The organism is Lysinibacillus sp. NPDC093688 (assembly GCF_050280145.1).
GTDB classification, from domain to species: Bacteria; Bacillota; Bacilli; order Bacillales_A; family Planococcaceae; genus Lysinibacillus; species Lysinibacillus xylanilyticus_B.
The window spans coordinates 148,838-174,999 of sequence record NZ_JBNNUX010000006.1; the positions used below are offsets into that span (position 1 = coordinate 148,838).

Sequence of the window (26,162 nt, forward strand, 5' to 3'; positions counted from 1 at the left end):
TTATTTCTTTTCCAAAATTGGCGAAAAAATTCTAGCCTGTTTACTCTTTGAATAATGAGCAATCGGTTGAATGCCTTGTATTGATTCCTTCACAAATGGAGCTAGTGTATTGCTTTCAATATTAATGTGGACTCGTTGCAGTTGCCATGGTATATGATCTATATCTATCCGAAATAAAGAATTTTTCCATTTTGACCAAGAATGATAACGTTCCACTAGCCATTTTTCAAAGGGAGAACTAATTATTTCACTGGCAATCGGTTGATATGAAATTTTCAACCTTTCTGCCAGCGCACCGTAATATAAACTTGTAAACGAAAAATTGTTCTCTTTTTGTTTTATAGATATTTTAGAATGGCGATATGATAAACCACCCTTTGTAGTTATTTGTACAATAAAACGATTCGTAACATCTGAATTTAAAAAATAGACTCCTTTCATGCCGTTATATGTAACATATGTCCGGACATTAAGCTGCAAATAGGAATCAACTCCTGGGAATAGTGGTAGAAATCTTAGTCGTTGTCCTTTCACTTTAAAAAGGACAGCACTAAGCCAAGCGTTATTTTCATAGAGATCCAGTTGTAACTCTTGCGGAATGTACTGCTCTAAATCCTTAGGTGATACTGGCCAATGTAGAAACAACACATCTTGCCAAATTTGCGTCAAAATCCATGATTTACTCCACATAAAATAACTCCTTTCTGTAGTTAAATTCTTTCCTACAAAGGAGTTATTCAAACGAACATGACTATTTTTGTTCTGAATCTAACGTTTCTTTTTCAACATATCGGTAATATAAATTGCGTAGTTCGGATTCTTTATAATTGCCTAAATGACTTTTAAATTGTGGATGCACCAAAATACCATGATCTCGTAGTTGCTTCACAAACCAACCTTTTGAATACTTATGCACTTTGCACATTCTCCTTCACTAATACTCTTACATAGCGTATGCTCAGGAAATTATGTAGTGACAATTTTTTCAAAATAAAAAAACGAGATGGTCAAAGAAATTTTGATGAATGTTGTGGCTCTTTAAATGGTGATTTCCGTTCCAGGCTACTCGCTTTCCTGTGGGCGATCGTCGAGCCGCTTCCTCCGCTTACGCTCCGTGCAGGGTCTCGCCTGTCTCGCTTTCCCACGGGAGTCGAGTAGCCTTCCACTCCAATCTGCAATACCGTAGAACTTTTATAAATTTTATACACTTCAAAAGTGAACCCTATTTCTTCTCACCATAATCAACAGAAAAGACTAATTACAGTGCCGCAATTGTACACCTGTTAATTCTAACGCTTTGCTCTCGCACATAAATTGCTACCACTACGTTAGAACTACACTTTTGCACAAAAACTTCTATTGCCAAAATTCCTTTTATTGCCACAAATTAGAGAGTGTCCTATGCACATATGTGAAATGGTTGATTGGAGTGGAGGCTGGGCTACTCCTCGGGGATCAGCGATAGGGGAACGAAGGCTAAAACCATCACATCCTGTGATAACGCCTTCGTGACCAACATCCTGTTGGCCCGAGACCCTGCAGCGAAGCGAAGCGGCTCATCGGGCGCCCCCAGGAAAGCGCCCAGCCGGAACGGAAATCAACTCCTCGTTTTGCTGAAGAGCCATACTTTAAATAACCGTTCGTTTTCAACTTATGTGCCACAAAACGTTCGATATGGTTGGTTAGATGGTGTTGGTAATGTTGTGTACTCCTGTTGCTCCTTAGAATGTGCAAAAGGGTTAGCAAGAGCTTCTAGTAATCGCTCCATTACACTATAGTCTTCCTGTTCAACAGCAGCCTCTAAAGCTTCTTCTACACGGTGATTTCGTGGAATAACTGCTGGATTATGCTCACGCATTAATTGTTGAGACATGTCTTTTCTTTCTTGTTGTCTTTCTAGTCTTGCTTGCCAATTTTTATGCCATTCTTTAAATTCTTCTGTACTAAATAACGCTGATTTAGTGAATTTATCAAAGGTTAATGCAATAAATGTATTCGTATAGTCTGCTTGATGTTCCTGCATTAACTTTAGAAGCTCTTCAATTAGTGCCACGTCCTGATCTTCTTCGTTGAATATCCCAAGCTTTGCTCGCATACCTGCTAACCAGTTTGCATAATACAATTGAGGATATTGCTTTAGAGCCTCTTGAGCTAAGTGTATAGCATCTTCCTCATTTTCATGGATTAACGGTATTAATGATTCGGCAAATCGTGTTAAATTCCATCCTCCGATATTAGGCTGGTTACCATAAGCATAACGTCCTTGTCGATCAATAGAGCTAAATACTGTCGCTGGATCATAAGTATCCATGAAAGCGCAAGGACCATAATCAATCGTCTCCCCACTAATGGCCATATTATCTGTGTTCATGACTCCATGAATAAAACCAACTAGCTGCCATTTTGCAATAAGAGACGCTTGTTTCTTTATAACTTCCTGTAGTAGGGTTAAATAACGGTTTTGAGCTTTATCAGCATTGGGAAAGTGCCGTTCTAAAGCATAATCCGCTAATGCTCTCAACTCCTCCTCCGTTCCAAAATTCGCTCCATATTGGAACGTTCCAACACGCAAATGACTGCTTGCAATGCGCGTTAAAACCGCGCCTGGAAGCTCTGTTTCACGGAGAATCATTTCGCCTGTAGTCACGACAGCTAAGCTTCGAGTAGTTGGAATGCCAAGTGCATACATGGCTTCACTCATAATATATTCACGTAGCATTGGACCAAGTGCTGCTCTGCCATCTCCGCCACGGGAATAAGGCGTTCTTCCTGAGCCTTTTAGTGCGATATCAAAGCGTTCATGAGCTGGTGTTATTTGTTCACTTAATAACAATGCTCTTCCGTCCCCTAGCATATTAAAGTGACCAAATTGATGCCCTGCGTAAGCTTGTGCTATAGGCATGCCTCCGGTCGGATTGTTGTTACCTGCAAAAATCGCTACCGCTTCTTCGCTTTTCAGGGCATTGCTGTTTAATCCAAGTGAATTGGCAACTGATTCATTTAACATGATTAACTTTGGTGAGCGAACTGGATTTAAATTGATTGATGTATAAAAAATGCTTGGTAGCCGGGTATAGCTATTATCAAAATTCCATCCCATTGTATTTTCCATGTTTTCTCCTTTGTTTCGTTTATATTTAGTTTTTCTACTTCATCATAAACAATTCATAGCCATTTTTACCATTTGCATTTAACTACCTTCAGCAAATGTTTTATGTACCGAAAGCAAAGCGTCAGCTACAAATGATTTATGTAATGTAACGTAAGTGAAACGGCAGTTACAAATGTCTTTTGTACCGAAAGCGTAGTGACAGGTACAGAATTCTCCCACCTCTATAGATGGTGACCGGACTCAATTATGCCAAGGCATAATTGATTGTGGGATAAAACAAAAAACGCTTAGAGTTTCTATAACTTAAGCGTTTTTGTTTCATCATTTTCGCATAAACTTGTGGGTGGAAATACAGCTATTATCGTCCGTAAAGAACTTTACTTCAAAATACGTATCTTCAACCTCTACAAGGGCAAAGCTTTTTTCTTTACGACCTCGTGGTTTTAATAAGCTCCCCGGATTTAAAAATAATACATCATCAATCATTTCCGCTCCAAGAATATGTGAGTGACCAAAGCACGCAATTTGCGCGTTTACTTCTTTGGCACGATAGGATAATGACAAGATTGAAGTTTTAACATTGAATAAATGGCCATGTGTGACAAAGATTGTAGCGTCCTCTAAATCGAATACTTCTTCATCAGGGAAGGCTTTATCGATGTCACAATTACCTCGTACTTTCTTCATGCCCTCCAATGCTTTATGGGAGAAAGGAAGCTCACTATCTCCACAATGAATGACAGCATCGACATGTGGGTAAAAGCCATGAACTTTTTCAATCACATTACTATCGCCATGTGTATCACTCATGACAAGTATTTGCATGGATATCACCTCTTATTTTATAAGATTAGGTAATTGTTCCTTTAACTTACGAATCGCATTCCCACGGTGGGAAATTGCTCCTTTTTCATCGGCTGTTAGCTCTGCCATCATACGGTTTAAACTTGGGACAAAGAAGACTGGATCATAACCAAATCCGTTTGTACCACGTTTTTCGTGTGCAATAACACCTTCACAAGTACCAAAAACTGTTGTCGTCTCAAAATCAGGCCCTGCAATAGCAATGCAACAGCAGAAGCGTGCTGTACGCTTTTCATCCTCGACATTTTTTAAGTTTTCTAGTAGTTTAACCATGTTGGCTTCATCATCATGATCACCAGCATATCGTGCAGAATACACACCTGGTTCACCATTTAATGCATCAACAGCTAAGCCACTATCATCAGCAATAACAATTGTACCAAGCTCTTTTGCTAATGCTTCTGCCTTTAAGATAGCATTTTCCTCAAAGGTAGTGCCTGTTTCGTCTATTTCCATCTCTGGGGCAACATCAAACATCGTTACAACTTCATAGCCAAGTGGTCCAAATAACGCTTCGAAATCTTTTGCTTTTCCTTTATTTTTTGTCGCAATTACTACTTGTTTCATGTTATTCATTTCCTCCCACTTTGTTAGCCAATTCACCTAGTGTCTCTTTTTGAAGTGCAATCAATTGTTGAATGCCCTGTTCACCTAACGCCAGTAGTTCATTTAACTCTTCACGAGAAAAGGTTGCTTCTTCACCTGTCCCTTGTAGCTCAACAAATCGTCCTGCTCCCGTCATGACGATATTCATATCTACGGCAGCAGCGACATCTTCAACGTAGTTTAAGTCTAAAATGGCCCCGTGATCCTCTACAACACCAACACTTGTTGCAGCTAAATAGTCTGTCACCGGGAATTTTTTGAATTGTTTTTCTTCAGCAAACTTAGCAATTGCCTGGGTCATCGCTACAAATGCTCCTGTTATTGAAGCTGTACGTGTCCCTCCGTCTGCTTGAATCACATCACAGTCAATCCATACAGTACGTTCACCAAGTGCTTCTAAGTCCACGACTGCACGTAATGCACGACCGATTAATCGTTGGATTTCCATTGTACGGCCATTGACTTTGCCACGAGATGATTCGCGTGCTGTACGCTGTGCTGTTGCACGAGGTAACATCGAGTATTCTGCAGTGATCCACCCTTTGCCTTGTCCACGTAAAAAACCAGGAACCTTATCCTCAATCGTTGCTGTACAAATCACTTTCGTATTACCTACTTGAATTAATACTGAGCCTTCTGGGTGCAATAAATAATCACTATCTATTTTCACCGGACGCAGTGCATCTACATTTCTTCCATCAAATCTTGTCATATTTTTCGTTCCTCCTAAAAACTTTCGCGCACTCATCTTAACATAATTTTGACCTTCAAAAAAGTGCTCAGTCCCTTTATACAATGCTAAAAACGTCAAAAATCAGCCTAGCCCATAGCTAAGCTGATTTTTTATTTTAATGTCATACGTTTTATATGAAGAGTACCTTGCTCAAGCCAACTTTCAGCAATCGAACGGAAAATTGGAACCGAACCAGTTGCATAAAATTTATGAGCAGGCACAGCGTCTGGGTCAGCCAAAGTGCCATTATAAGCAAGCATTTCTTGAACATCCTTTGCTGTTTCCTCTGCGGAAGATAGCACAAAAACTTCTTCTCCTACAACACCTTCAATTTGTTTTTGCAAAATTGGATAATGCGTACATCCTAGTATGACCGTATCAAATTGTTCATTTTTCAGCGGCTTTAAGCCTTCCGCAATTAATTTATTTGCAAATTCACCTTTATATTCGCCACTTTCTACAAGTGGTACGAATGTTGGACAAGCAAGTGGAATAATATGAGTTGACGTATTCAGTGAAAATAAGGCTTCCTCATACGCCCCACTTTTAATTGTTCCTTCAGTTGCAAGCACAACGACTTCATGTCGCTTCGTTTTCTTTACAGCTGCACGTGCGCCAGCATTAATAACGCCTAGTACCGGAAAAGGCATATTTCTTTGTAAACTTTCGAGTGCTACTGCAGTCGCTGTATTACAAGCAATGACGAGCATTTTGATATTCATTTTCTCTAGTGCTTTTGCCATTTGCCAAGTAAAATTCCGCACTTCCTGTCGAGTTCTTGGACCATACGGACATCTTGCTGTATCACCAATATAATAGATTGTTTCGTTTGGTAATAGCTTCATTATTTCTTTTGCTACGGTTAAACCGCCTACTCCTGAGTCAATAACGCCTATCGGGGCATTCATACTTTCCGCCTCAATCCTGTTTCATGTGTACATGTAGTTTTTCTAAATAGCTTGATAATTGCGCGACTTCTTGTTCGTTAAAACCAACAAGTTTTTCTTGCAAATATTGCTGTCTTTTTTCAATAACCTCTTGAATAATACGTTCGCCCTTTTCGAGAAGATGAACAACAACGACACGACGATCATTTTCGTCACGCACTCGCTTAACTAATTCATTTTTCTCCATTCGGTCCACTAAATCTGTTGTTGTACTAAAAGCTAAGTATAATCGATTTGACAGGTCGCCAATTGTAATATCTCCAAGCTCTTCTAACCACTGTAATGCAACAAATTGTGGCGGCGTAATCGCATATTGTGAAACAATCTCTCTTCCTTTTTGCTTCACAATCGCCGCTATATAGCGTAATTCCTTTTCAACCGTTGCAACGGTTTCAGGTGAGTGTTTGGTTACTTCATCCGACATATAACTATTTCACTCCTAAAAATACGTTGAATAGTTCTATTTTGTCGTTTTTTTTCTGAAATAGCAAGTGTCCATTTAGTCTAATTTAAATTCTTCTAAGCGTAACAGCTCAATTAACGCCTGAGATCGATTCGTTACACCTAACTTTTGAATTGTATTGGAAATGTGATTTCGCACTGTTTTTTCACTAATACCAAGTTGCTCTGCAATATCCCTCGTTGTTTTTTCAGCTAATAAAAGCGCAAATATTTCACGTTCTCGGTTAGTTAAAAGAGAACGATGATGAGAGCCAGTCATATTCAGTTACACCCTCCTCCCCCGCACGTATTGTAACTTATGTTAAGAAATGAGGAGCGGTGACGGCTATTTTCATGAATATCTCGTGTTTTCTAAAAAAAATCGGAAATTGCTTCCATAAATTAATGCATTTTATGTAAAAGTGGCTCATCACCATAACGCGTGGTTGATTTTCGTTTCGACTGGGTGTGTCCGATGCTGCTTGCGCCAACAAATGTTTTCTGCGCGAAAGCGTATCGACAGCAGCAGATGTTTTGTGTGCGATAGCGTATCGACAACAACAACATGAGGCGTGATTACAGGACTTGATTCGTTCCCCTATTTGCTCAATCCAGCGTCTCCGGCCAACAGATGTCTTTTGCGCGAAAGCGTAGTGCTAACGTAGCGGCAGCAGAGGGTTTTGTTTGTGCGAAAGCGCAGCGACAGCAACAGGTTTTGGACTGTGCGAAAGCGAAGCGACAGCAACAGGTTTTGGACTGTGCGAAAGCGCAGCGACAGCAACAGGTTTTGGACTGTGCGAAAGCGAAGCGGCAGCAACAGGTTTTGGACTGTGCGAAAGCGAAGCGGCAGCAACAACAGCACCGATGTTGGTCACGAAGGCGTTATCACAGGATGTGATGGTTTTAGCCCTTCGTTCCTCTATCGCTAACCCCCAAGAAGTTGCCCAGCCTCCACTTCACAATCCGTTTCCAATACTATATGAACACCAAACTTGCTAACTGAACTTTTACTTCTTCAGATAGAGGTACACTCTTCCCTGTTTGAGGGTCCATTTGCACTACCGTCCCACGACCCGTAAAGCAAACCTCTTCATGCTGATTTTTCGCTAAGTAATGAATATCCATCGATGAGTTCCCTACTGTCGCTATCTTCGTATAAATTCTTAGCACATCATCAAAGAAAACTTGCTTCACGTAATCACACTGTAAGTCAGCTACTATCGGAATCGCTTCTACATTTCCATCAATTGCTGATGGCATGAGAACACCTAAATGACGGAAATAATCAATTCGTGCCTGTTCAAAATATGTAAAGCTAACTGTATTGTTCATATGACCGTACATATCTGTTTCTGAAAAACGTACACGAACCTCAATAAAAAATGCAAAATCCTTTGTCCATTCCTGAAAATCTCCGATATAATTTGCTTTCATCTTAGCCATCCCCCTAATTTTCATCGCTTATTCCCGAAACAACAGATGGAATTAGCAAGTCACAAATGAATATATATTCATTATAAAAGAAAACAATATATTTTCACAGAAAATTCAATATTTCACTCAATTTATTTACAATTTCCCTTTTTTCATTCAGGTCAACTAATCTCATTCTAAAAAGTACGATCAGGTGTTTTGACTAACCATTTTTATCCATCATAATTTATTAAAAGGCTCTGATTTCCGCTACGGGCTACTCGCTTTCCTGCGGGCGAGCGTCGAGCCACTTCCTCCGCTACGCTTCGTGCAGGGTCTCGTCTGTCTCGCTTTCCCGCGGGAGTCAAGTAGCCCTACGCTACAATCAGTTAAAATGGGCATATATTAGCAAAATATCAGCAAAAAAATCCTTTTATCAATAAACCTATATTTCCCCAATCAACACGCCTGAAGTACCATATTACTTCTAGTTTATTAATCTTTATTAAATATGACTCTTAATTTGTTGAACTTTACATAGAAAAAAACTCCCTCACACATTAAGTGTAAGGGAGTTTGGGTAAAGCTTGTACTATTAGTCAACGTAGTGGTCAGAACCGAAGAAGTTACGGAACATTTGCACTGTAGTTGCACGGTTTAATGATGCGATAGATGTTGTTAAAGGAATACCTTTTGGACAAGCAGCTACACAGTTTTGTGAGTTACCGCAGTTTGCAAGGCCTCCATCACCCATGATCGCATTTAAACGTTCGTCTTTAATCATTGCACCAGTTGGGTGAGTGTTGAATAGACGTACTTGTGATAATGGTGCTGGTCCGATGAATGAAGCTTTTTCAGACACGTTTGGACATGCTTCCATACATACACCACAAGTCATACATTTAGATAATTCATAAGCCCATTGACGTTTACCTTCTGGCATACGTGGACCTTCACCTAAATCATAAGTACCATCGATTGGAACCCATGCTTTAACTTTTTTAAGTGCGTTGAACATACGTTCACGGTCAACTTGTAAGTCACGAATAACTGGGAAAGTTTTCATAGGCTCAAGTTTAATTGGCTCAGTCAATTGGTCAACAAGTGTTGAACAAGATTGACGTGGGCGGCCATTGATAACCATTGAACATGCACCACAAACTTCTTCAAGACAGTTCATATCCCATGCAACTGGTGTTGTTTTTTCACCATTTGACAAAACTGGATTCTTTTGAATTTCCATTAATACAGAAATGACGTTCATACCATGGCGGTAAGGAATATCGAATTTCTGCCAGTAGCCATTGCCACCTTGTGTATCTTGACGTAAAATTTCAACTTTGACCATTCTTCCAGTATTAGCTGCGATATTCATAATTCTTAGTCTCCTTTCGCAGAGTAATCACGTTTACGTGGTGGAATTAATGAAACGTCGACTTCTTGGTACGTGATGATTGGATCACCAGTAGTTGGGTCAAATTTCGCCATTGTAGTTTTTAAGAACTGCTCATCATCACGGTTCGGGAAATCTGGTTTATAGTGTGCACCACGAGATTCGTTACGTAATAATGCACCTTTTGTCATTACTTTCGCTAGGTAAATCATATTTTTCAACTGACGCGTAAAGTGAGCACCTTGGTTACTCCATTTTTGTGTATCGTTGATGTTAATGTTTTCCCAACGTTTTTGGAATTCATCAAGTTTGTTCAATGTATCTTCAAGTTGGTCGTTGTAACGTACTACTGTCATAGTAGCTGTCATCATTTCACCAAGCTCTTTATGAAGCAAGTAAGCGTTTTCTGTGCCATCCATTTTCATGACAGCATCCCACTTAGCTTGTTCTTCTTTAACGCGAGCATCGAAAATCTCTTGTGGAAGATCTTCAGCATGCTTTTTAAGATGTTTAACGTAATCTACTGCGTTTGGTCCAGCAACCATACCGCCATAGATAGCAGATAATAATGAGTTCGCACCAAGACGGTTTGCACCATGTTGAGAATAATCACATTCACCTGCTGCAAATAGACCAGCAATTTCAGTCATTTGGTTGTAGTCAACCCATAATCCACCCATTGAGTAGTGAACTGCTGGGAAGATTTTCATTGGTAATTTACGTGGGTCATCCCCTACGAATTTTTCGTAGATCTCGATGATACCACCTAGTTTAACGTCTAATTCATGTGGATCTTTATGAGAAAGATCTAGGTATACCATGTTTTCGCCGTTGATACCAAGTTTTTGGTTTACACAAACGTCGAAAATTTCACGTGTTGCAATATCACGCGGTACTAAGTTACCATATGCAGGATATTTTTCTTCTAGGAAGTACCAAGGTTTACCGTCTTTATAAGTCCAAATACGGCCACCTTCACCACGAGCTGATTCTGACATTAGACGGTTTTTGTCATCTCCAGGAATCGCTGTTGGGTGAATTTGGATGAACTCACCATTCGCGTATGAGGCACCTTGTTGGTAAACGATAGAAGCAGCAGAACCTGTATTAATTACAGAGTTTGTTGTTTTACCGAAGATAATACCAGGGCCACCAGTCGCCATAATAACAGCGTCTGCACGGAATGATTTGATTTCTTCTGTACGCATATCTTGCGCTACGATACCACGACAAACGCCGTCAGGATCGACTACTGCACCAAGGAATTCCCAGTGCTCATATTTGTTCACTAAACCAGCTACTTCGTGAGAGCGAACTTGCTCGTCTAGTGCGTATAGTAATTGCTGACCAGTTGTTGCACCAGAGAAGGCTGTACGGTGCATTAAAGTACCACCGAAACGACGGAAGTCAAGAAGACCTTCTGGTGTACGGTTGAACATTACACCCATACGGTCCATTAAGTGAATAATACCAGGGGCTGCATCACACATACCCTTAACAGGTGGTTGGTTCGCTAAGAAGTCCCCACCATAAACTGTATCATCAAAGTGGATCCAAGGAGAATCCCCTTCACCTTTTGTATTTACCGCACCATTAATTCCGCCCTGCGCACATACAGAGTGTGAGCGTTTTACAGGAACTAATGAGAATAAATCAACTTCAGTACCAACTTCAGCTGCTTTAATCGTTGCCATCAGACCAGCTAGACCGCCGCCGACAACAATTATTTTGCTTTTCGCCATGATTATTTCTCACTCCTCTTAAAAAATTGCAATGATTGCATGTACTCTATAGTAGCTTCTATTAAATTAAACGAAAGCTAAAATAGCAGCCACACCAACTACACTTAGAATTACGAAAATAATGTTTGTTACATAAGTAGCAATCTTTTGAGACTGAGGAGATTGTACAATACCCCAGCTTACTAGGAATGCCCATAAACCGTTAGATAAGTGGAAAGTCGCTGATATAATACCAACAATGTAGAATCCAAGCATAAATGGATTAGAAACGATATCTGCCATCATGTCGTAATCAACTTCTGTACCAAGCGCTTTTTGAATACGAGTTTGGAAAATATGCCATGCAATGAAAATCACTAAGAATACACCAGTGAAACGTTGTAATGAGTACATCCAGTTACGGTATGTGCTGAAACGTCCTGTATTTGGTGTAGCAGTGAATGCAATGAAGACACCATAGAATGCGTGGAACATTAATGGAATATAGATGACAATCCATTCAACTAGGATAAGGAATGGAATCTTTTCCATATTTGCGGTAGCTGCGTTGTAACTTTCTGCTCCGCCTGTTGCTGTAAAGTTAATTAACAGGTGCATCGTTAAAAACAAACCTACTGGAATGATCCCAAGTAGAGAATGTAAGCGACGCCATAAAAACTCTCGATCTTTCGACAAGACTGTTACCCCCCTTAGTACTTAAAATATCACAACAAAAGAAGTCATCATTTTGTAACTGATACTTCATTGACTGTGTATTTCATCATGGTACAATATTATGACATGTTTATTGTACTCTCAAGAGCTACGAGCGTCAAGGCAACTAAGAGTTTTTCACTTTCCTTATTAAAGTAAGAATCTAGTACATGATGCATCGTTTTTTCTCGAAAAATCTGCCTTTACTTTATCAGTGTCAAATTATAAGAAAATTCTAAGAAAGAAGGATTTTAATGTTAAACACTTCATCTCCTACAATCTCAGCATTTGGCTATGAGATAATTCGCGATTATATTTTATCTTCTATTCTCGGTAAACATGAAGGAGATGTACTTTACTGGGCAGGAAAAGATCTAGCTCGGAAGTTCCCATGTAAAAGTCAAGATGAACTTATCGCATTTTTCGCAGATGCCTGTTGGGGTAATTTAGAGCTTGTCAAAGAATCGAAGGATGGACGGACATTCCAGTTGACAAATGATCCAGATCTATTACAAATCGGTCTTCGTAGCTTTAGACTTGAAGCAGGATTTATAGCTGAACAAATCCAGCAAGCAAAAGGTTATTTAACAGAATGCTATGATGAAAAACGCGAAAAGCAACAGAACGTTACATTTACAGTAAAGTGGGACGTCAAGGAACGAATCATGAACACCGTTCCTTCAGAATAAAACGAAAAGGATTGTCATTCCAAATTTACGGATGACAATCCTTTTTCTATTTATAGTTGGGCATGTCTTTCTTTTAACAGTACATCTATTAACGAAATAAACGCTTCTAAAATATTAAGTGAGTATTGTATCATTTCCTCTAAGTTTTTGATTGACAGTTCATTCACTAATTTTTGTGCGGCCGTATGTACTAATTTATGGGGTTGTTCTATATGACGATATTCTGGTAAATTCCGATATTCCTCGAAATGGCAATAATACCATTCCCCAAACTTACATTGATGATGCGTTTTTATAGTTTCTTTATGGCCAGCCTTTTGAATTGCATTTCGTAAAAAGCTAGCATGATCCATTAACCTTGCTGCCAATTGGCTAACTACCGTTTGCTCTTGGGGTTTACGGATTGTAGGTGCAATAGCTTTTAACATTTCAGATACTTGATTTTGTATTATATCCGAGAAGTCACTAGTATGTGATAATTCCGTCGTTGTTTCCGCTAAACGACCTACAGCTATTACATTTTCTTCTGATGCGGCTGTTATTTGATGAATTCCATGTGCTGCTTCTTCAATATTTTTACTTGTTACAGTCAAATTAGCAATATTGTTCTTCATGATACTTAAAAAGTCAGTTAAATAATGTTCGACTTGTTTGATATTTGTGATTGTATTATGTAATTTCTTATCAATGACTGATCGAATCTTCGTCATTTCTTGCAATGAACCTTTCGAGCTGTTGGCTAGCTTCCCTACCTCCATCGCGACAACATTAAATCCTTTGCCATGCTCACCAGCACGTGCGGCTTCAATAGAGGCATTTAAGGAGAGTAGTTGTGTTTGATCAGCAATCCCGGTTACACTTTTACCGATATCATCCATTTTAGTCATTTCATTATACAGCTGCTCTGTTGAATGAGCTCCTTTAGATAACAACTCCTGAACCATTTCACCTTTTGTAATGGACGATTCCATTTCCTCTACAAGGAGTAATGAATGCTGTTTGATTTCTTGAATGTTTGCATTAACATTTTGCTCAACCGCAAGCATCTCTTCAGTATTTAACGACATTTCTTCACTCATGGCTGAAAGATCCCCTACACCCGTTGAAACATGTTGAACCTTTAAAGCCGTTTGAAAATTAATTAACTCCATATGCGCTAGTACAAAGTCCAAAATCGCATTTTTCACATCAATGCTTTCCTGCTCAAGTTCCAATTCCAGAATGCGCTTTTTTAATATTTGTATTTCTAAATCGTTGTTTCTCTCAACGCCTTCATCCACTGGCTTTTGAAACAAACCAAACAATACCATTTAACCCCCACCTTCCACTTGGTAAAACATGTCACATTTTATTATATAACAATAGAATTGGATAAAAAGTAATAAATTACTGTAAACAAAAAAGATGTGCCTTTTACGGACACATCCTCTTCAATATTATATGTAAAGCGCTTGTTCTAAATTAAATTCGTCATGTAATGCATTCGCTGCACGAATCATTTCGTCCTGAGGCACAACGACAGACACTTTTATTTCAGAAGTACTTACCATTTTCACGGGGATACCTTCTCGACGTAGACGATCAAACATACGGGCAGCCACTCCTGGATTAGATGCCATTCCTGAGCCAATAATGGAGACTTTCGCTAAACCGATTTCAAAATCAGCAAAACTAAACCCTAGTGATAATTTGCTATCTTCTAGGACACGTAATGCATCGGCGAACTCCTCTTTTAAAATGGTAAATGATACAGTCGGCTTTAAGCCATCAATTATTGCTTGTACGATGATATCGACGTTTATGCGATTTTCTGCAAGTATTGCGAACATATCTGCTAACGAAGCATTAGAATAAGCATCATACCCTACCGTTAGGCGAATAACGTCTGACTCATAGGCAACACCACGTACAACTAAATTTTTCTCCATTTCAACTTCCTCCTTCAATAAAGTACCTACTGTATCTTTTTCGCTTGACCGAATGGTAACTGGGATTTGAAATTTTTTTGCTATTTCTACAGCCCGTGGGTGTAAAATTTGTGAGCCTAAGTTTGATAGTTCCAGCATTTCATCATAGGAAATTTCTTTTAGCTTTTGTGCCCCAGCAATCTGACTTGGATCAGCTGTATAGACGCCATCCACATTCGTGTAAATATCTACGCGCTCCGCCTCTAATGCTGCAGCAATTGCTATCGCCGTCGTTTCCGCCCCACCTTTACCAAGCGTCGTAATATTCCGTGAATTGTCGATACCCTGTTCCCCTGCAACGATGACGATTTTCCCCTGCATAAAATGTGCTTCTATTCTACTAGCGTCTATCTCATCAATACGTGCATTGCCATACATGGCATCGGTTTGAATACCTACCTGCCAGCCTGTTAATGACACCGCTTCATATCCTTCTTCCTGTAATGCAATCGCCACTAATGCACTTGTTAGTTGTGAGTTTGTTGACAATAGTGCGTCTAGTTCACGCTTAGACGCATTGTCTGATAGATCACGAGCCATCTTTGCTAATTCTTTAGCCATCCCCCTCATTGCCGTAGTGACAACGACAATCTCAAAACCTTTTTCCTTTTCTGCAATCACCTTTTTCGCAACATCTTGAATGTGCTCTGTTGATGTTAATGTAGCACCACCAAATTTCATCACAATTCTCGCCATCCTTATCATTCTCCTTCGTATTTAATCATTTTGCTGATTATAAAGTAGCTATACTTTTGGGCCTCATACAAAAATAACGTTGCAATTTCAAAGTGACCTTAAGTTATAGGGCTTGAACTAATACGGTTGGCATCACCTCTTACATAGTAGTAATTGCCTTGAAAGAAAGCTAAAAAGGCAGCTCTCACGTAACGTGAAAGCTGCCTATAACATGTACAATAAAAGTAACTTGCGCATGTGTGATAGCTCTCCGAAACGTATAGAATCGACAGTCTTACATCTCTTAAATGTAAAACCAGTGCAGCATCGGAAACAACGATGCTTCACTTCGGCAAGCTCCCCTTTCATACATTTTCGCCGGACTTGTTCATCCTCGAATGTATTACTCTTGAACCTTGCACCTCTATCATCACTAAATAGTGAATGTATTTAATTGAACCTTAGCGGAAAAATTTCTAGTTATGGCTCATCGCAATCAACTTATAATAAGCTAATGAACCGTATATAACATTGCTATATTGAAGAGCAATATTATATACAACCTTAGCATATGTCTAATCCTTTGACAATGTATCCTGTTGAAAATAAGTATAAATATTGCTAGCTAGACTAGCAGGCATCCCGGCTTCTTCTAACGCCTGTACACTTGCCTCACGAATTTTTTTGACAGAGCCAAAATGCTTAAGTAATTGCTGTTTTCTCTTTGGACCAACGCCCTCTATATGATCGAGGACAGATTGTATAGCATGCTTCTCGTGCTGCTGTCGTAAGAAGGTAATAGCAAAGCGGTGTACTTCGTCCTGAATTCGTTGCAGTAAATAGAAGCCATCACTTGTGCGCTTTAATGCAATTACTTCAGGTGGATCACCAAATAGAAGCTGTGACGTATTATGCTTTTCATCTTTTGCTAATCCGGCAATTGGAATGACAAGGCCGAGCTCATCCTCTAATACTTCTCTTGCAACTTCCATTTGCCCCTTCCCGCCATCAATTAGTACTAAATCTGGTAAAGGTAGACCTTCCTTTAATACTCGTGTGTAACGACGACGGATTACTTCCTGCATTGCCCCATAATCATCGTGCTTGGCAGCAGTGCGTGTTTTGTATTTTCGATACTCCTTCTTTGTAGGTTTTCCATCGATAAATACTACCATTGCAGATACAGCATCTGTTCCATGCATATGACTATTATCAAAAGCTTCAATCCGCAAAGGCGTAGAAATACCCATAGCTTCACCGAGCGCCTCACATGCTCCTATTGTGCGTTCTTCTTGACGCTCAATAAGCTGGAATTTCGCTGCTACAGCTATTTCAGCATTTTTGATCGCTAATTCAACAAGCTCTTTTTTTTGCCCACGTTTTGGTGTTAGTACCTTAACTTCTAATAATTCCGTTAAAATATCTGCATCAATGGATTGTGGGATAAAAATCTCCTTTGGCTTAATGTGCTCTAGCTTTTCGTAAAATCGCCCAACGAACGTTAAAAATTCCTCTTCTGCCTCTTGATAAATCGGGAAAATAGAGACGTCTCGCTCAATGAGCTTACCTTGACGGACAAAGAAAACTTGCACACACATCCAGCCCTTCTCAACTGCATAGCCAAATACATCGCGGTTAGTTGTATCACTTGATACGATTTTTTGCTTTTGCATGACTGTATCGATATGTGCAATTTGATCGCGAAATTCCTTTGCACGCTCAAACTCTAAACTTTCTGCGGCCGCTAGCATTTTTACCTCTAGCTCCTTTTTGACTTCCTCAACCCCACCATTTAAAAATTTTGTCATATCCTCAATCATCTCGTTGTAAGTGACAACATCAATCTCTTTTACACAAGGAGCTAGACATTGTCCCATGTGATAATACAAACAAACCTTTGAAGGAAGTTGTACACATTTTCGAAGAGGATATAAACGATCTAGCAGCTTTTTCGTCTCACTTGCTGCATACGCATTTGGATATGGACCAAAATATTTTGCCTTATCCTTTTTCACTTTTCGTGTTGTAATAAGTCGTGGGTGTTTTTCATTTGTAATTTTTAAATACGGATACGTTTTATCATCCGTCAGCATAATATTGTATTTCGGGTCATGTAGTTTTATAAGATTAAGCTCTAAAATTAATGCTTCAATATTGGAGGATGTCACAATGTACTCAAAATCTTCTATTTCGCTTACAAGTCTCTGTGTTTTTCCTTCATGCGTACCAGTAAAATACGAGCGTACTCGATTTTTCAGCACTTTTGCTTTCCCGACATAAATAATGGTTCCTTGTCGATCTTTCATCAAATAGCAGCCAGGCTGATCTGGTAAAATTTCAAGCTTTCGTTTAATTAAATCATTCATTGCCTACCTGCCCCCCTTTTTTGTTCAAACTAACGTTCGTTCTCTACATGCATTATGATACTTATCTCTTTATTATATAACGAAAAAAAGCCGAGCACATCTATTGATGGCTCGACTCTTCTTTTCTTACAAATTAAGCATGTTTTGCGATAAACGCTTCTAACGCTTCTTTTGGTTGGAAACCAACTGTTTTATCTACTAATTCACCGTCTTTGAATAATAGCAATGATGGGATAGACATAATTTGGTATTGCGCTGCAGTACCTTGGTTGTTATCTACATCTACTTTTACAATTTTAGCCGCACTACCTGCAGCATCCATTTCTTCAAGAACTGGTCCAATCATTTTACAAGGTCCGCACCAAGCAGCCCAAAAGTCTACTAGTACTAAACCTTCTTTAATATCGTCTTGGAAAGTTGCATCTGTTGCATGTACAATTGCCATTTGAAATCCTCCTTAAACTTACTATGTTTGTAGTATAGCATGGATAAATTCTCTTGAGCGAACAATCTGCCTAGTATGCATAATTTATGAAAATTTAGGTCGAATAAGGCATTAAGTTCATTTTTTGTGTAGCCTAATTTTCTTGAAAACGACCTTTAAAGACATAGGCTAACGTAATAAAGAGATAAATAGCTAATGTAATACCTGTTACGATAATAGACGTTGTGAAAATAATACCAATTAGAATTGCACTTAACGCAATAATAGCTATCCAAGTTGTGTAAGGAAACCATTTTACCGCATAGGTACTTGTTTTTTTCGGCTGTTTTTTACGCGATTTCAGATGGGCAATCGCAATAATTAGCCAAATAAATAACACGGTATATCCAAGTGAACCCATTAGGAACTCAAATGTTTTGCTACCCGCAAATAAAGAAAATATTACAGCTATATATAAAGCTAAGGTACACATTAATATGGCATATACCGGAACTTTCCTTTTTGATAAATGTGCAAAGATTTTAGGAACACGCCCGTCTACAGCTTGTGTATACAGAACTCGCGATGAACCATAAAGTCCCGAGTTCATTGATGAAATAATCGCGAGTATAACAACAGCGTTCATAATATGGTCAGCACCAGGAATCCCAATCATTTTAAAGACCATCACAAATGGACTTTCTGGCACCCCGTTTACTTCATTCCAAGGAATCAAGCTAACGATAATAAAGAAAGGAATCAAATAAAAAGTTACAATACGTACTAATGTACTGCGTACTGCTTTTGGCACTACTTTTTCAGGATTTTTCGTTTCAGCTAATGTAATACCAATAATTTCAGTGCCACCATAAGAGTAAATAACTACAAGCATTGCCGCAATCAATCCCGTTGATCCGTTCGGGAAGAAACCACCATGTTCCGTTAAATTAGAAAAACCAACAGCTGTATGATTACCAAAAGTAACAAGCAATAAAATTAATCCGGCTATGATGAACACCACAATTACAGTAATTTTTATTAACGCCAGCCAATATTCAGTTTCAGCAAAAACTTTCACCGATAATAAATTTATAGCTGTCACTAACACCGAAACAGATAATGCAAGTATCCAAATCGGATAATCTGGCAACCAATATTGAATAAAAATGGCCGCAACAATAGATTCTGCAGCAATATTTAACACCCACATTTTCCAATAGATCCAATCCAGGAAATATGCTGGATACTTTCCTAAAACGGCTTGCACTAAATCTCTAAATGTTCTGGCTTCGCTATTACGGACTGCCATTTCTGCTAAACCTTGCATAACAAATAGCAGAATAATCCCACCAATTAAGTACGCAATAAGTACTGATGGCCCTGCCATATCAATAGCTGCACTACTTCCTTTAAATAGACCTGCACCAATGGCACCACCTAAAGCCATCATCGTAATATGCCGTGAAGTCATCGTTCTTTTTAATTTCTGATTATCATTTTCCATTTCCATACCTCCTAAACTGAACAAATGCGCTAAAGCGCTCGTTTACATCCGACAAGCGCTGGAGAGCCCGAAGCAAAAGTGAGCGCTCCACCACTTTTGCCCGAGGGATCGAAGCGACCTCGAGGATGTACCGCTTTAGCCTAGACGAAATCAAAAAAGGCATATCGTCTGTTCCTTCATTAACAAATGAAAGAAGAGACGATATGCCTTAAGCAAACCGCGGTACCACTCTAATTGGTTCTTTAAGAACCCAGCTTAAAAACCTAATAACGAAGGTTAACCGTCCAACAAATAGAATATTCTGTAAATTCCATTTATCTTACCGCTCATAGGCAAGTTCAAAGTATTATTGGTCTGCGTTGCACCAACCCGCAGCTCTCTTCACCAAATAATGGGCTTTTACTACTCCTAATCTTTGCGTTTCTTTATAAAAATCAATTATGCCTCTCGGTCATTTCGGTAATGCCACAGAACGTGGTGTTCTTAGACTGAGTTCCTCTATTCCAGCAGAAGTTTGATCCGCTGAAATAAGTTAAATTAATATTCATCACTATACGTTCTAAAATTAATTATGTCAACATTTTATTTTGCAATAACTTTAAAAAATCAAAAAATTCAACAAAAAAAAGCAGGGAAGATACATCCTCCCTGCAATAATTATTTATGCGTTCACTTTTAACGCTTTAAATTCTTCGATTAGAAGAGGCACTACTTCAAATAAATCACCTACGATACCGTAGTCCGCAACTTTGAAAATATTTGCCTCTGGATCCTTATTAATCGCAACGATTACTTTTGAGTTTGACATACCCGCTAAGTGCTGAATTGCTCCAGAAATACCAGCTGCGATGTAAAGGTCTGGTGTTACTACCTTACCTGTTTGACCAATTTGAAGTGAGTAGTCACAATATTCAGCATCACATGCACCACGTGAAGCACCAACTGCACCACCAAGTAAATCCGCTAACTCTTTTAATGGTTCAAAGCCATCCTCCGACTTTACGCCACGACCACCTGCTACAACTACTTTTGCCTCTGAAAGATCGACACCCTCTGAAGATTTACGTACAACCTCTTTAATGATTGTACGAAGGTTTGTAATATCTACAGTAAGAGAAGTGATGTCACCTGATTTTCCTGCTACTTTTTCTAATGGCGCAATATTATTTGGACGAACTGAAGCTAAAACTAAGCCGTCTTTTACTTTCACTTTTTCAAAAGCTTTACCAGAGTAAATTGGACGGATGAAGACAACATCATCACCAGCACCTTCAATAGACGTTACATCAGATACAAGACCTGCTTGTAATTTACTTGCAATTTTTGGTGATAAATCTTTACCGTTTGCAGTATGACCAAAAACGATACCTGTTGGCTTTTCTTCCTCGATTACTGCTAATAAAGCTTGACCATAGCCATCAGATGTATATTGTTTTAAATGTGGGTGTTCCACCGTTACAACACGATCAGCACCATATTCAAATAATGGACCTGTTAAGTCTGCCACTGCATCCCCTAAAAGAACACCAACAACTTCACCGCCATCTGCAATTTGCTTTGCAGCCGCAATTGCTTCGAAAGAAACATTACGTAAGCTTCCTTCACGAACTTCACCTAATACTAATACTTTTTTTGACATAGTATATTCCCTCCGTTACCCTTTAAGATTCGATTTGTGTCATCAGATGACTTAAACTACTTTTGCCTCTGTATGAAGTAGGTTTACTAGCTCTTTTACTTGAGCAGAAAGTTCGCCCTCAAGAACACGACCTGCTGCCTTTTGAGCTGGTAAGAAAATATCAACTGTTTCTACCTTAACCTCTACATCATCTTCATCGATATCTAAATCATCTAACTCAAGTTCTGCAAGCGGTTTCTTCTTCGCTTTCATGATTCCTGGTAAAGATGGGTAACGCGGCTCGTTTAAACCTTGCTGAGCTGTTACTAAAAGTGGTAAAGTTGTCTCGATAACTTCTGAGTCACCTTCAATATCACGTACAATTTTCGCAGATGTTCCATCAATTTCAAGCTTTGTAATTGTTGTTACATAGTTAATGCCTAGTAAATCTGCAACACGAGGTCCTACTTGACCAGAGCCTCCGTCAATTGCAACGTTTCCTGATAAAATTAAATCAGCGTCTTTATCTTTTAAATATTCAGCTAAAATATATGCAGCTGCATTTTGATCTAGTTCATCTAAATCGTCTTCTGTATTAATTAGAACCGCTTCATCAGCTCCCATTGCAAGAGCTGTGCGTAATTGCTTCTCTGTATCTTCGCCACCAATTGAAATAACTGTTACTTTACCGCCAACAGCGTCTCGTACTTGGATGGCCTCTTCAATGGCATATTCATCGTAAGGATTGATGATGAATTCTGCGCCATCCTCTTGGATTTTACCACCCGACACAACGATTTTTTCTTCTGTATCAAACGTACGTTTAATTAATGCAAAAATATTCATATATTCATACCCCCTGAAACGTTTTTTATTTCTAAGTAAACTTATAAATATTATATATTTTCAGTGTCGATAACGTCGATAACACTTTTTCAAGTCGCTATCGACACTGATGGAATATTATTTACCAGTAAACACAGGCTCTCGTTTTTCAATAAATGCTTGAATTCCCTCTTTTGCATCTTCCGAAACGAATACTGTACCAAAGGATTTTGCTTCCGCCTCAATCCCTTCATAGTATGAAGCATGCTTTGCATATTGCAATGTTTGAATAGCTGCTTTTAAAGCAACTGGGCTCTTCTTCGCAATTTTCTTCGCTACCTTTAGCGTTTCTTCTAGTAATGCTTCATCTGTAAATGCACGATTTGCTAAACCCCATTGTACAGCTTCTGTACCAGAAATCGGCTCACTTGTAAACATCATTTCTGCAGCTTTTGCAACTCCTACATATCGTGGTAGACGTTGTGTACCCCCAAAACCTGGAATAAGACCTAATTGTAATTCAGGTAGCCCTAATTTCGCAGATTCTGTCACAAAGCGCAGATGGCAACTCATCGCTAGTTCAAGGCCCCCGCCTAGTGCAGCACCATGAATTGCAGCAATAATAGGTTTAGAGAACGTTTCAACTCGCTCAAAAACTTGTTGACCATTGTTCGCTAGCTTTGAAAATTCATCACCAGATACAACCTCTGTAAACTCTTTAATGTCTGCACCTGCTGAGAAGAAACGACCTTCGCCATGAAGTACAAGGACACGTACAGTGTCATCATTTTCTACTTCATCTAGCACTGCATTTACTTCGGCAATGATTCCTCGAGATAAAGCGTTTGCTGGTGGGCGTGCAATTGTAATAATCGCTACTCCATCCTCTGCTTTCCAACTTAGAAATTCCATTTCTCCACATCCTTTTAAGCTTTAATACCGTTCAGGATTAATGCCTGAACTTTTGGAACCTGTTCTATCAAATCATATCGATATTCATTCATAACCCACGACGTAATGGTTTCGTCAATGGTTCCAAACACCATTTGGCGCGCCAAGCGTACATCCATCGTTTGATTGAACTCACCTGATAGCATACCTTCAATTAAAATTTGATCCAGTAATTGTAAATACTCTCTTAATACCGAATTGATCTTTAGTCGTAAATCTTTATTCGATTGTCGTAGTTCCAATTGTGTGACGGTTGCTAGGTATCGATCTGTCGCTAGAACATTAAAATGATTTGCTATCATTCGTGAAAGTTTGTCCTTAGACGTACTTCCATTTTCTATTATATCTTGTAATGACTCTACAAAAACAGCCATTTTTTCATTAAAGACAGAAATTAATATATCTTCTTTATTTTTAAAATATAAATAGATTGTTCCATCGGCCACCCCTGCCTGCTTAGCAATCTTCGATACCTGTGCTTGGTGATACCCATTTTCTGCAATAACGATGACAGCTGCATCAATAATTTGCTTATATTTTGGCTTATCACGTTTCACCTTTATATCACCACCTAAAAAAACTTGCACACGTCGCATTCATGCTCGATTAAAGTATGATTTCATCCTGATGTATTATGAAGGATGTGACGTGGTAACCTAAAAAAAATATGAAAATATGAATGGTCATTCATTCATATTTTCATATTATAATTTACATCTTTGCTTGTCAATACTTTGCCACGTATTTATTTTGCTTCTTTATTCATCAATTTTGTTTTTTCTTCGTCGACTAACGAGCGACGCAAAATTTTCCCAACAGCTGTTTTTGGTAGCTCATCTCTAAACTCATAATAGCGTGGAACTTTGAAAGCTGCTAAGTTTTGACGGCAATATTTATTTAATTCGTCTTCCGTAATCGAATATCCTTCTTTTAAAACAATATAAGCTTTTACTGTTTCTCCTCGATAAGGATCTGGTATGCCCGCAACTATACATTCTTGAATTTCCTCTCGCTCATATAATACTTCCTCTACCTCACGAGGGTAAATATTAAAACCACCTGCGATAATGATATCCTTTTTACGGTCAACTACATAAAAATAGCCTTCTTCGTCCATATAGCCCAGATCGCCTGTTAAAAACCAGCCATCTACAAACGCCGCTGCTGTATCCTCAGGTCGATTCCAATAGCCTTTCATAACCTGTGGTCCCTTTACAGCTATCTCACCAATCTCACCAACTGGAAGCACCTCTGTATCCCCTGTACGTAAAATGACTGCATCCGTATTTGGCCAAGGTAGACCAATTGAGCCCATGACACGCTTACCCCAAATAGGTGTAGAATGTGTGACAGGAGAAGTTTCTGTTAATCCATATCCTTCTACAAGTTTCCCCCCTGTTACCGCTTCAAATTTCTCCTGCACCTCTACTGGCAATGAAGCGGAGCCACTTAAGCATGCTTTTATGGATGATAAGTCGTACTTTGCAATATCTGGGTGATTTAATAAACCAATATATAAAGTCGGTGCACCTGGGAATAGTGTTGGCTTTTGCTTATCAATCGTTTTTAACGTTGTCTCTGCATCAAACTTTGGTAATAACACCATTCTATTTTGCGTGAAAACGGATAATAACATAACAGCAGTCATACCATAAACATGGAAGAATGGCAGTATGCCCATAATGGTTTCCTCACCATGTACACATTTATACATCCATGCATCACACATTGTTGTATTAGCAATTAAGTTTTTATGAGTCAGCATCACACCCTTAGGGAAGCCAGTCGTTCCACCTGTATATTGAAGCAGTGCTATGTCCTCTTCAAAATCAAATGGAATATCAATCATTTTGATGGGCGCAGAGCGCATAATTTCTGTAAATAAATGATTTTGACCACTATGTTCAACCTTGACACTAAAACCGTACTGCTTTTTTTGAATATAAGGATAAACCAAATTTTTTGGAAACGGTAAATAATCTTTAATAGCCGTGACAATTACATTTTCAAGTGCAGTTTCTTTTATGATTTTCATGACACGTGGATACAATATATCCATCAATAAAATAACTTTCGCACCTGAATCAGCCATTTGATATTGAAGTTCACGCTCAGTATAAAGTGGATTTGTTTGTACGACAACCGCTCCAGCATACATTGCCCCATAGTAAGCGATTACACTTTGCGGTGAGTTTGGCAGCATAATAGCCACTCGATCTCCCTTTTCCACCCCAAGGGCTTGTAAGTAGTTTGCGAACCTTAGCGCTGACTCATATAACTCGGTGTACGTCAAATCCTTTCCCATAAAATGAATCGCAACTTTAGATGGATTCTTTTTATAGGTACGTGTCAAAAACTCTTGCACAGGAATTTCCTCAAACGTTAAAGACGATGGTATTTCTTCAGGATAATTTGATAGCCATGGTTTTGTTGTCATACGTCCTCTCCCCTTTGTTCCAAACTTTGTAAACTCTTATTTTAATTATAATGAAAAAGAAATACTCTTTCAAACATAAAATAGAAAATAAATGCATTTACGATTAATTATTATGCGTTTTACAACATTTATATAACTGCATTTCTTTGGATTTGGAGCGATACACTTTATGAATACTCATTCATTCTTTCTTTTTTCATCCATAAAACTGAGTTCATATTTCTATATTAGAAAAATAATTTTTTAATGCTAACTTTTAGATAGATACAGGAATATTAATAGATGTTAGTAGTATTTTGTGATGGTTTGATATGAGGTTGATGTAACTTATGATTTTTTCGAGGGTATTGTAGTTTTTTATCTATAGGAGCGATGACACAGTCAACCTGAACGCTTTCGCTCCGGAACTGAGCAGTTTTCGAGGCTAATCGAGACCGTGAGAAATCAGCATCAACTTATTGCTTCTGCTCTTCTTTCCATCGCTCTTGCTCTTCTTTCCGTCGCTCTTGCTCTTCTTTCCGTCGTTCTAACTTTTCTTTCCGTCGCTCCCGCTTCTTTCCATCGCTCTGGCTCTTCTTTCCGTCGCACCGGCTTCTTTCCGTCGCTTTGGCTGTTCTATCCATCACTTTGACGGTTCTATCCACGACTTTGGCTGTTCTATCCACGACTTTGACGGTTCTATCCACGACTTTGGCTGTTCTATCCACGACTTTGACGGTTCTATCCACGGCTTTGGCTGTTCTATCCACGACTTTGACGGTT

The 26,162-nt window shown here is 38.9% G+C and carries 26 protein-coding genes, 1 riboswitch and 1 other annotated feature; of the genes, 2 read left to right on the top strand and 24 right to left on the bottom strand.

Features of this window, described 5'->3' with window-relative positions; all coding sequences use genetic code 11:
* From ACQKN2_RS07640 to ACQKN2_RS07680, 9 genes are all read right to left on the bottom strand, one after another.
* Window positions 1-690, bottom strand: coding sequence for a YqjF family protein (locus ACQKN2_RS07640; RefSeq protein WP_427414437.1), 690 nt, complete (start codon window positions 688-690; stop codon window positions 1-3).
* A gap of 61 nt (window positions 691-751) precedes the next feature.
* Window positions 752-925: a DUF2639 domain-containing protein gene (locus ACQKN2_RS07645; RefSeq protein WP_427414438.1), complete on the bottom strand. Its 174-nt coding sequence runs from the start codon at window positions 923-925 to the stop codon at window positions 752-754.
* A 726-nt stretch (window positions 926-1,651) separates the two neighbouring features.
* A complete protein-coding gene (locus ACQKN2_RS07650; protein ID WP_427414439.1) occupies window positions 1,652-3,112 on the bottom strand; it encodes a protein adenylyltransferase SelO in 1,461 nt (486 codons plus the stop codon).
* A 321-nt stretch (window positions 3,113-3,433) separates the two neighbouring features.
* Window positions 3,434-3,937, bottom strand: a complete 504-nt coding sequence (locus ACQKN2_RS07655) for a metallophosphoesterase (protein WP_427414440.1) — start codon at window positions 3,935-3,937, stop codon at window positions 3,434-3,436.
* Between the two features lie 12 nt (window positions 3,938-3,949).
* A complete protein-coding gene (locus tag ACQKN2_RS07660; RefSeq protein ID WP_427414441.1) occupies window positions 3,950-4,543 on the bottom strand; it encodes an XTP/dITP diphosphatase in 594 nt (197 codons plus the stop codon).
* A gap of 1 nt (window position 4,544) precedes the next feature.
* Window positions 4,545-5,294, bottom strand: coding sequence for a ribonuclease PH (rph, locus tag ACQKN2_RS07665; protein WP_427414442.1), 750 nt, complete (start codon window positions 5,292-5,294; stop codon window positions 4,545-4,547).
* A gap of 131 nt (window positions 5,295-5,425) precedes the next feature.
* The gene (gene racE, locus ACQKN2_RS07670) at window positions 5,426-6,223 is read right to left on the bottom strand and encodes a glutamate racemase (RefSeq protein ID WP_427414443.1); all 798 of its coding nucleotides are present in this window, start codon (window positions 6,221-6,223) and stop codon (window positions 5,426-5,428) included.
* 10 nt (window positions 6,224-6,233) lie between these two features.
* Entirely contained in the window at window positions 6,234-6,686 is a 453-nt protein-coding gene (locus tag ACQKN2_RS07675; RefSeq protein WP_053484913.1) for a MarR family winged helix-turn-helix transcriptional regulator, read from the bottom strand.
* A gap of 75 nt (window positions 6,687-6,761) precedes the next feature.
* Complete coding sequence (locus ACQKN2_RS07680) at window positions 6,762-6,983, bottom strand: helix-turn-helix domain-containing protein (protein ID WP_107923449.1); 222 nt, start codon at window positions 6,981-6,983, stop codon at window positions 6,762-6,764.
* Window positions 6,984-7,387: 404 nt separating this feature from the next.
* Between ACQKN2_RS07680 and ACQKN2_RS07685 the strand changes: the two genes are divergently transcribed.
* Window positions 7,388-7,702 (top strand): hypothetical protein, encoded by a 315-nt coding sequence (locus tag ACQKN2_RS07685; protein WP_427414444.1) that lies wholly within the window; start codon window positions 7,388-7,390, stop codon window positions 7,700-7,702.
* Here ACQKN2_RS07685 and ACQKN2_RS07690 read toward each other — a convergent pair.
* From ACQKN2_RS07690 to ACQKN2_RS07705, 4 genes are all read right to left on the bottom strand, one after another.
* On the bottom strand, window positions 7,679-8,137 hold the full coding sequence (locus tag ACQKN2_RS07690; RefSeq protein ID WP_427414445.1) for an acyl-CoA thioesterase: 459 nt from the start codon (window positions 8,135-8,137) through the stop codon (window positions 7,679-7,681). The two genes, ACQKN2_RS07685 and ACQKN2_RS07690, sit on opposite strands and share 24 nt — an antisense overlap.
* A 574-nt stretch (window positions 8,138-8,711) precedes the next feature.
* Complete coding sequence (gene sdhB / locus ACQKN2_RS07695) at window positions 8,712-9,491, bottom strand: succinate dehydrogenase iron-sulfur subunit (protein ID WP_427414446.1); 780 nt, start codon at window positions 9,489-9,491, stop codon at window positions 8,712-8,714.
* A 5-nt stretch (window positions 9,492-9,496) separates the two neighbouring features.
* Window positions 9,497-11,251, bottom strand: a complete 1,755-nt coding sequence (gene sdhA, locus ACQKN2_RS07700) for a succinate dehydrogenase flavoprotein subunit (RefSeq protein WP_427414447.1) — start codon at window positions 11,249-11,251, stop codon at window positions 9,497-9,499.
* A 66-nt stretch (window positions 11,252-11,317) separates the two neighbouring features.
* Window positions 11,318-11,926: a succinate dehydrogenase cytochrome b558 subunit gene (locus ACQKN2_RS07705; protein ID WP_427414448.1), complete on the bottom strand. Its 609-nt coding sequence runs from the start codon at window positions 11,924-11,926 to the stop codon at window positions 11,318-11,320.
* 272 nt (window positions 11,927-12,198) lie between these two features.
* Between ACQKN2_RS07705 and ACQKN2_RS07710 the strand changes: the two genes are divergently transcribed.
* Window positions 12,199-12,633, top strand: coding sequence for a YslB family protein (locus ACQKN2_RS07710; RefSeq protein ID WP_323648969.1), 435 nt, complete (start codon window positions 12,199-12,201; stop codon window positions 12,631-12,633).
* A gap of 50 nt (window positions 12,634-12,683) precedes the next feature.
* On the opposite strand, the gene ACQKN2_RS07715 is transcribed toward ACQKN2_RS07710, so the two are convergent.
* The 11 genes from ACQKN2_RS07715 to ACQKN2_RS07765 form a co-directional block, all read right to left on the bottom strand.
* On the bottom strand, window positions 12,684-13,943 hold the full coding sequence (locus ACQKN2_RS07715; protein ID WP_427414449.1) for a methyl-accepting chemotaxis protein: 1,260 nt from the start codon (window positions 13,941-13,943) through the stop codon (window positions 12,684-12,686).
* A gap of 126 nt (window positions 13,944-14,069) precedes the next feature.
* Complete coding sequence (locus ACQKN2_RS07720) at window positions 14,070-15,296, bottom strand: aspartate kinase (protein ID WP_427414450.1); 1,227 nt, start codon at window positions 15,294-15,296, stop codon at window positions 14,070-14,072.
* A 235-nt stretch (window positions 15,297-15,531) separates the two neighbouring features.
* Window positions 15,532-15,710: riboswitch (Lysine riboswitch) on the bottom strand.
* Between the two features lie 140 nt (window positions 15,711-15,850).
* A complete protein-coding gene (uvrC, locus tag ACQKN2_RS07725) occupies window positions 15,851-17,641 on the bottom strand; it encodes an excinuclease ABC subunit UvrC (RefSeq protein ID WP_427414451.1) in 1,791 nt (596 codons plus the stop codon).
* A 133-nt stretch (window positions 17,642-17,774) separates the two neighbouring features.
* Complete coding sequence (trxA, locus tag ACQKN2_RS07730) at window positions 17,775-18,086, bottom strand: thioredoxin (protein WP_004226420.1); 312 nt, start codon at window positions 18,084-18,086, stop codon at window positions 17,775-17,777.
* A 133-nt stretch (window positions 18,087-18,219) separates the two neighbouring features.
* On the bottom strand, window positions 18,220-19,569 hold the full coding sequence (locus ACQKN2_RS07735) for an amino acid permease (RefSeq protein ID WP_427414452.1): 1,350 nt from the start codon (window positions 19,567-19,569) through the stop codon (window positions 18,220-18,222).
* A gap of 191 nt (window positions 19,570-19,760) precedes the next feature.
* Window positions 19,761-19,994: a binding site (T-box leader), on the bottom strand.
* A gap of 236 nt (window positions 19,995-20,230) precedes the next feature.
* A complete protein-coding gene (locus tag ACQKN2_RS07740) occupies window positions 20,231-21,208 on the bottom strand; it encodes an electron transfer flavoprotein subunit alpha/FixB family protein (RefSeq protein WP_427414453.1) in 978 nt (325 codons plus the stop codon).
* A gap of 51 nt (window positions 21,209-21,259) precedes the next feature.
* Window positions 21,260-22,033: an electron transfer flavoprotein subunit beta/FixA family protein gene (locus ACQKN2_RS07745; protein WP_427414454.1), complete on the bottom strand. Its 774-nt coding sequence runs from the start codon at window positions 22,031-22,033 to the stop codon at window positions 21,260-21,262.
* Window positions 22,034-22,150: 117 nt separating this feature from the next.
* Window positions 22,151-22,924, bottom strand: coding sequence for an enoyl-CoA hydratase (locus ACQKN2_RS07750; protein ID WP_427414455.1), 774 nt, complete (start codon window positions 22,922-22,924; stop codon window positions 22,151-22,153).
* 14 nt (window positions 22,925-22,938) lie between these two features.
* Window positions 22,939-23,520, bottom strand: a complete 582-nt coding sequence (locus ACQKN2_RS07755; protein WP_323648982.1) for a TetR/AcrR family transcriptional regulator — start codon at window positions 23,518-23,520, stop codon at window positions 22,939-22,941.
* 188 nt (window positions 23,521-23,708) lie between these two features.
* Window positions 23,709-25,400: an AMP-binding protein gene (locus tag ACQKN2_RS07760; protein WP_427414456.1), complete on the bottom strand. Its 1,692-nt coding sequence runs from the start codon at window positions 25,398-25,400 to the stop codon at window positions 23,709-23,711.
* Between the two features lie 455 nt (window positions 25,401-25,855).
* Window positions 25,856-26,162: hypothetical protein (locus tag ACQKN2_RS07765; RefSeq protein ID WP_427414457.1), on the bottom strand; the 307-nt coding region annotated here is incomplete at its 5' end.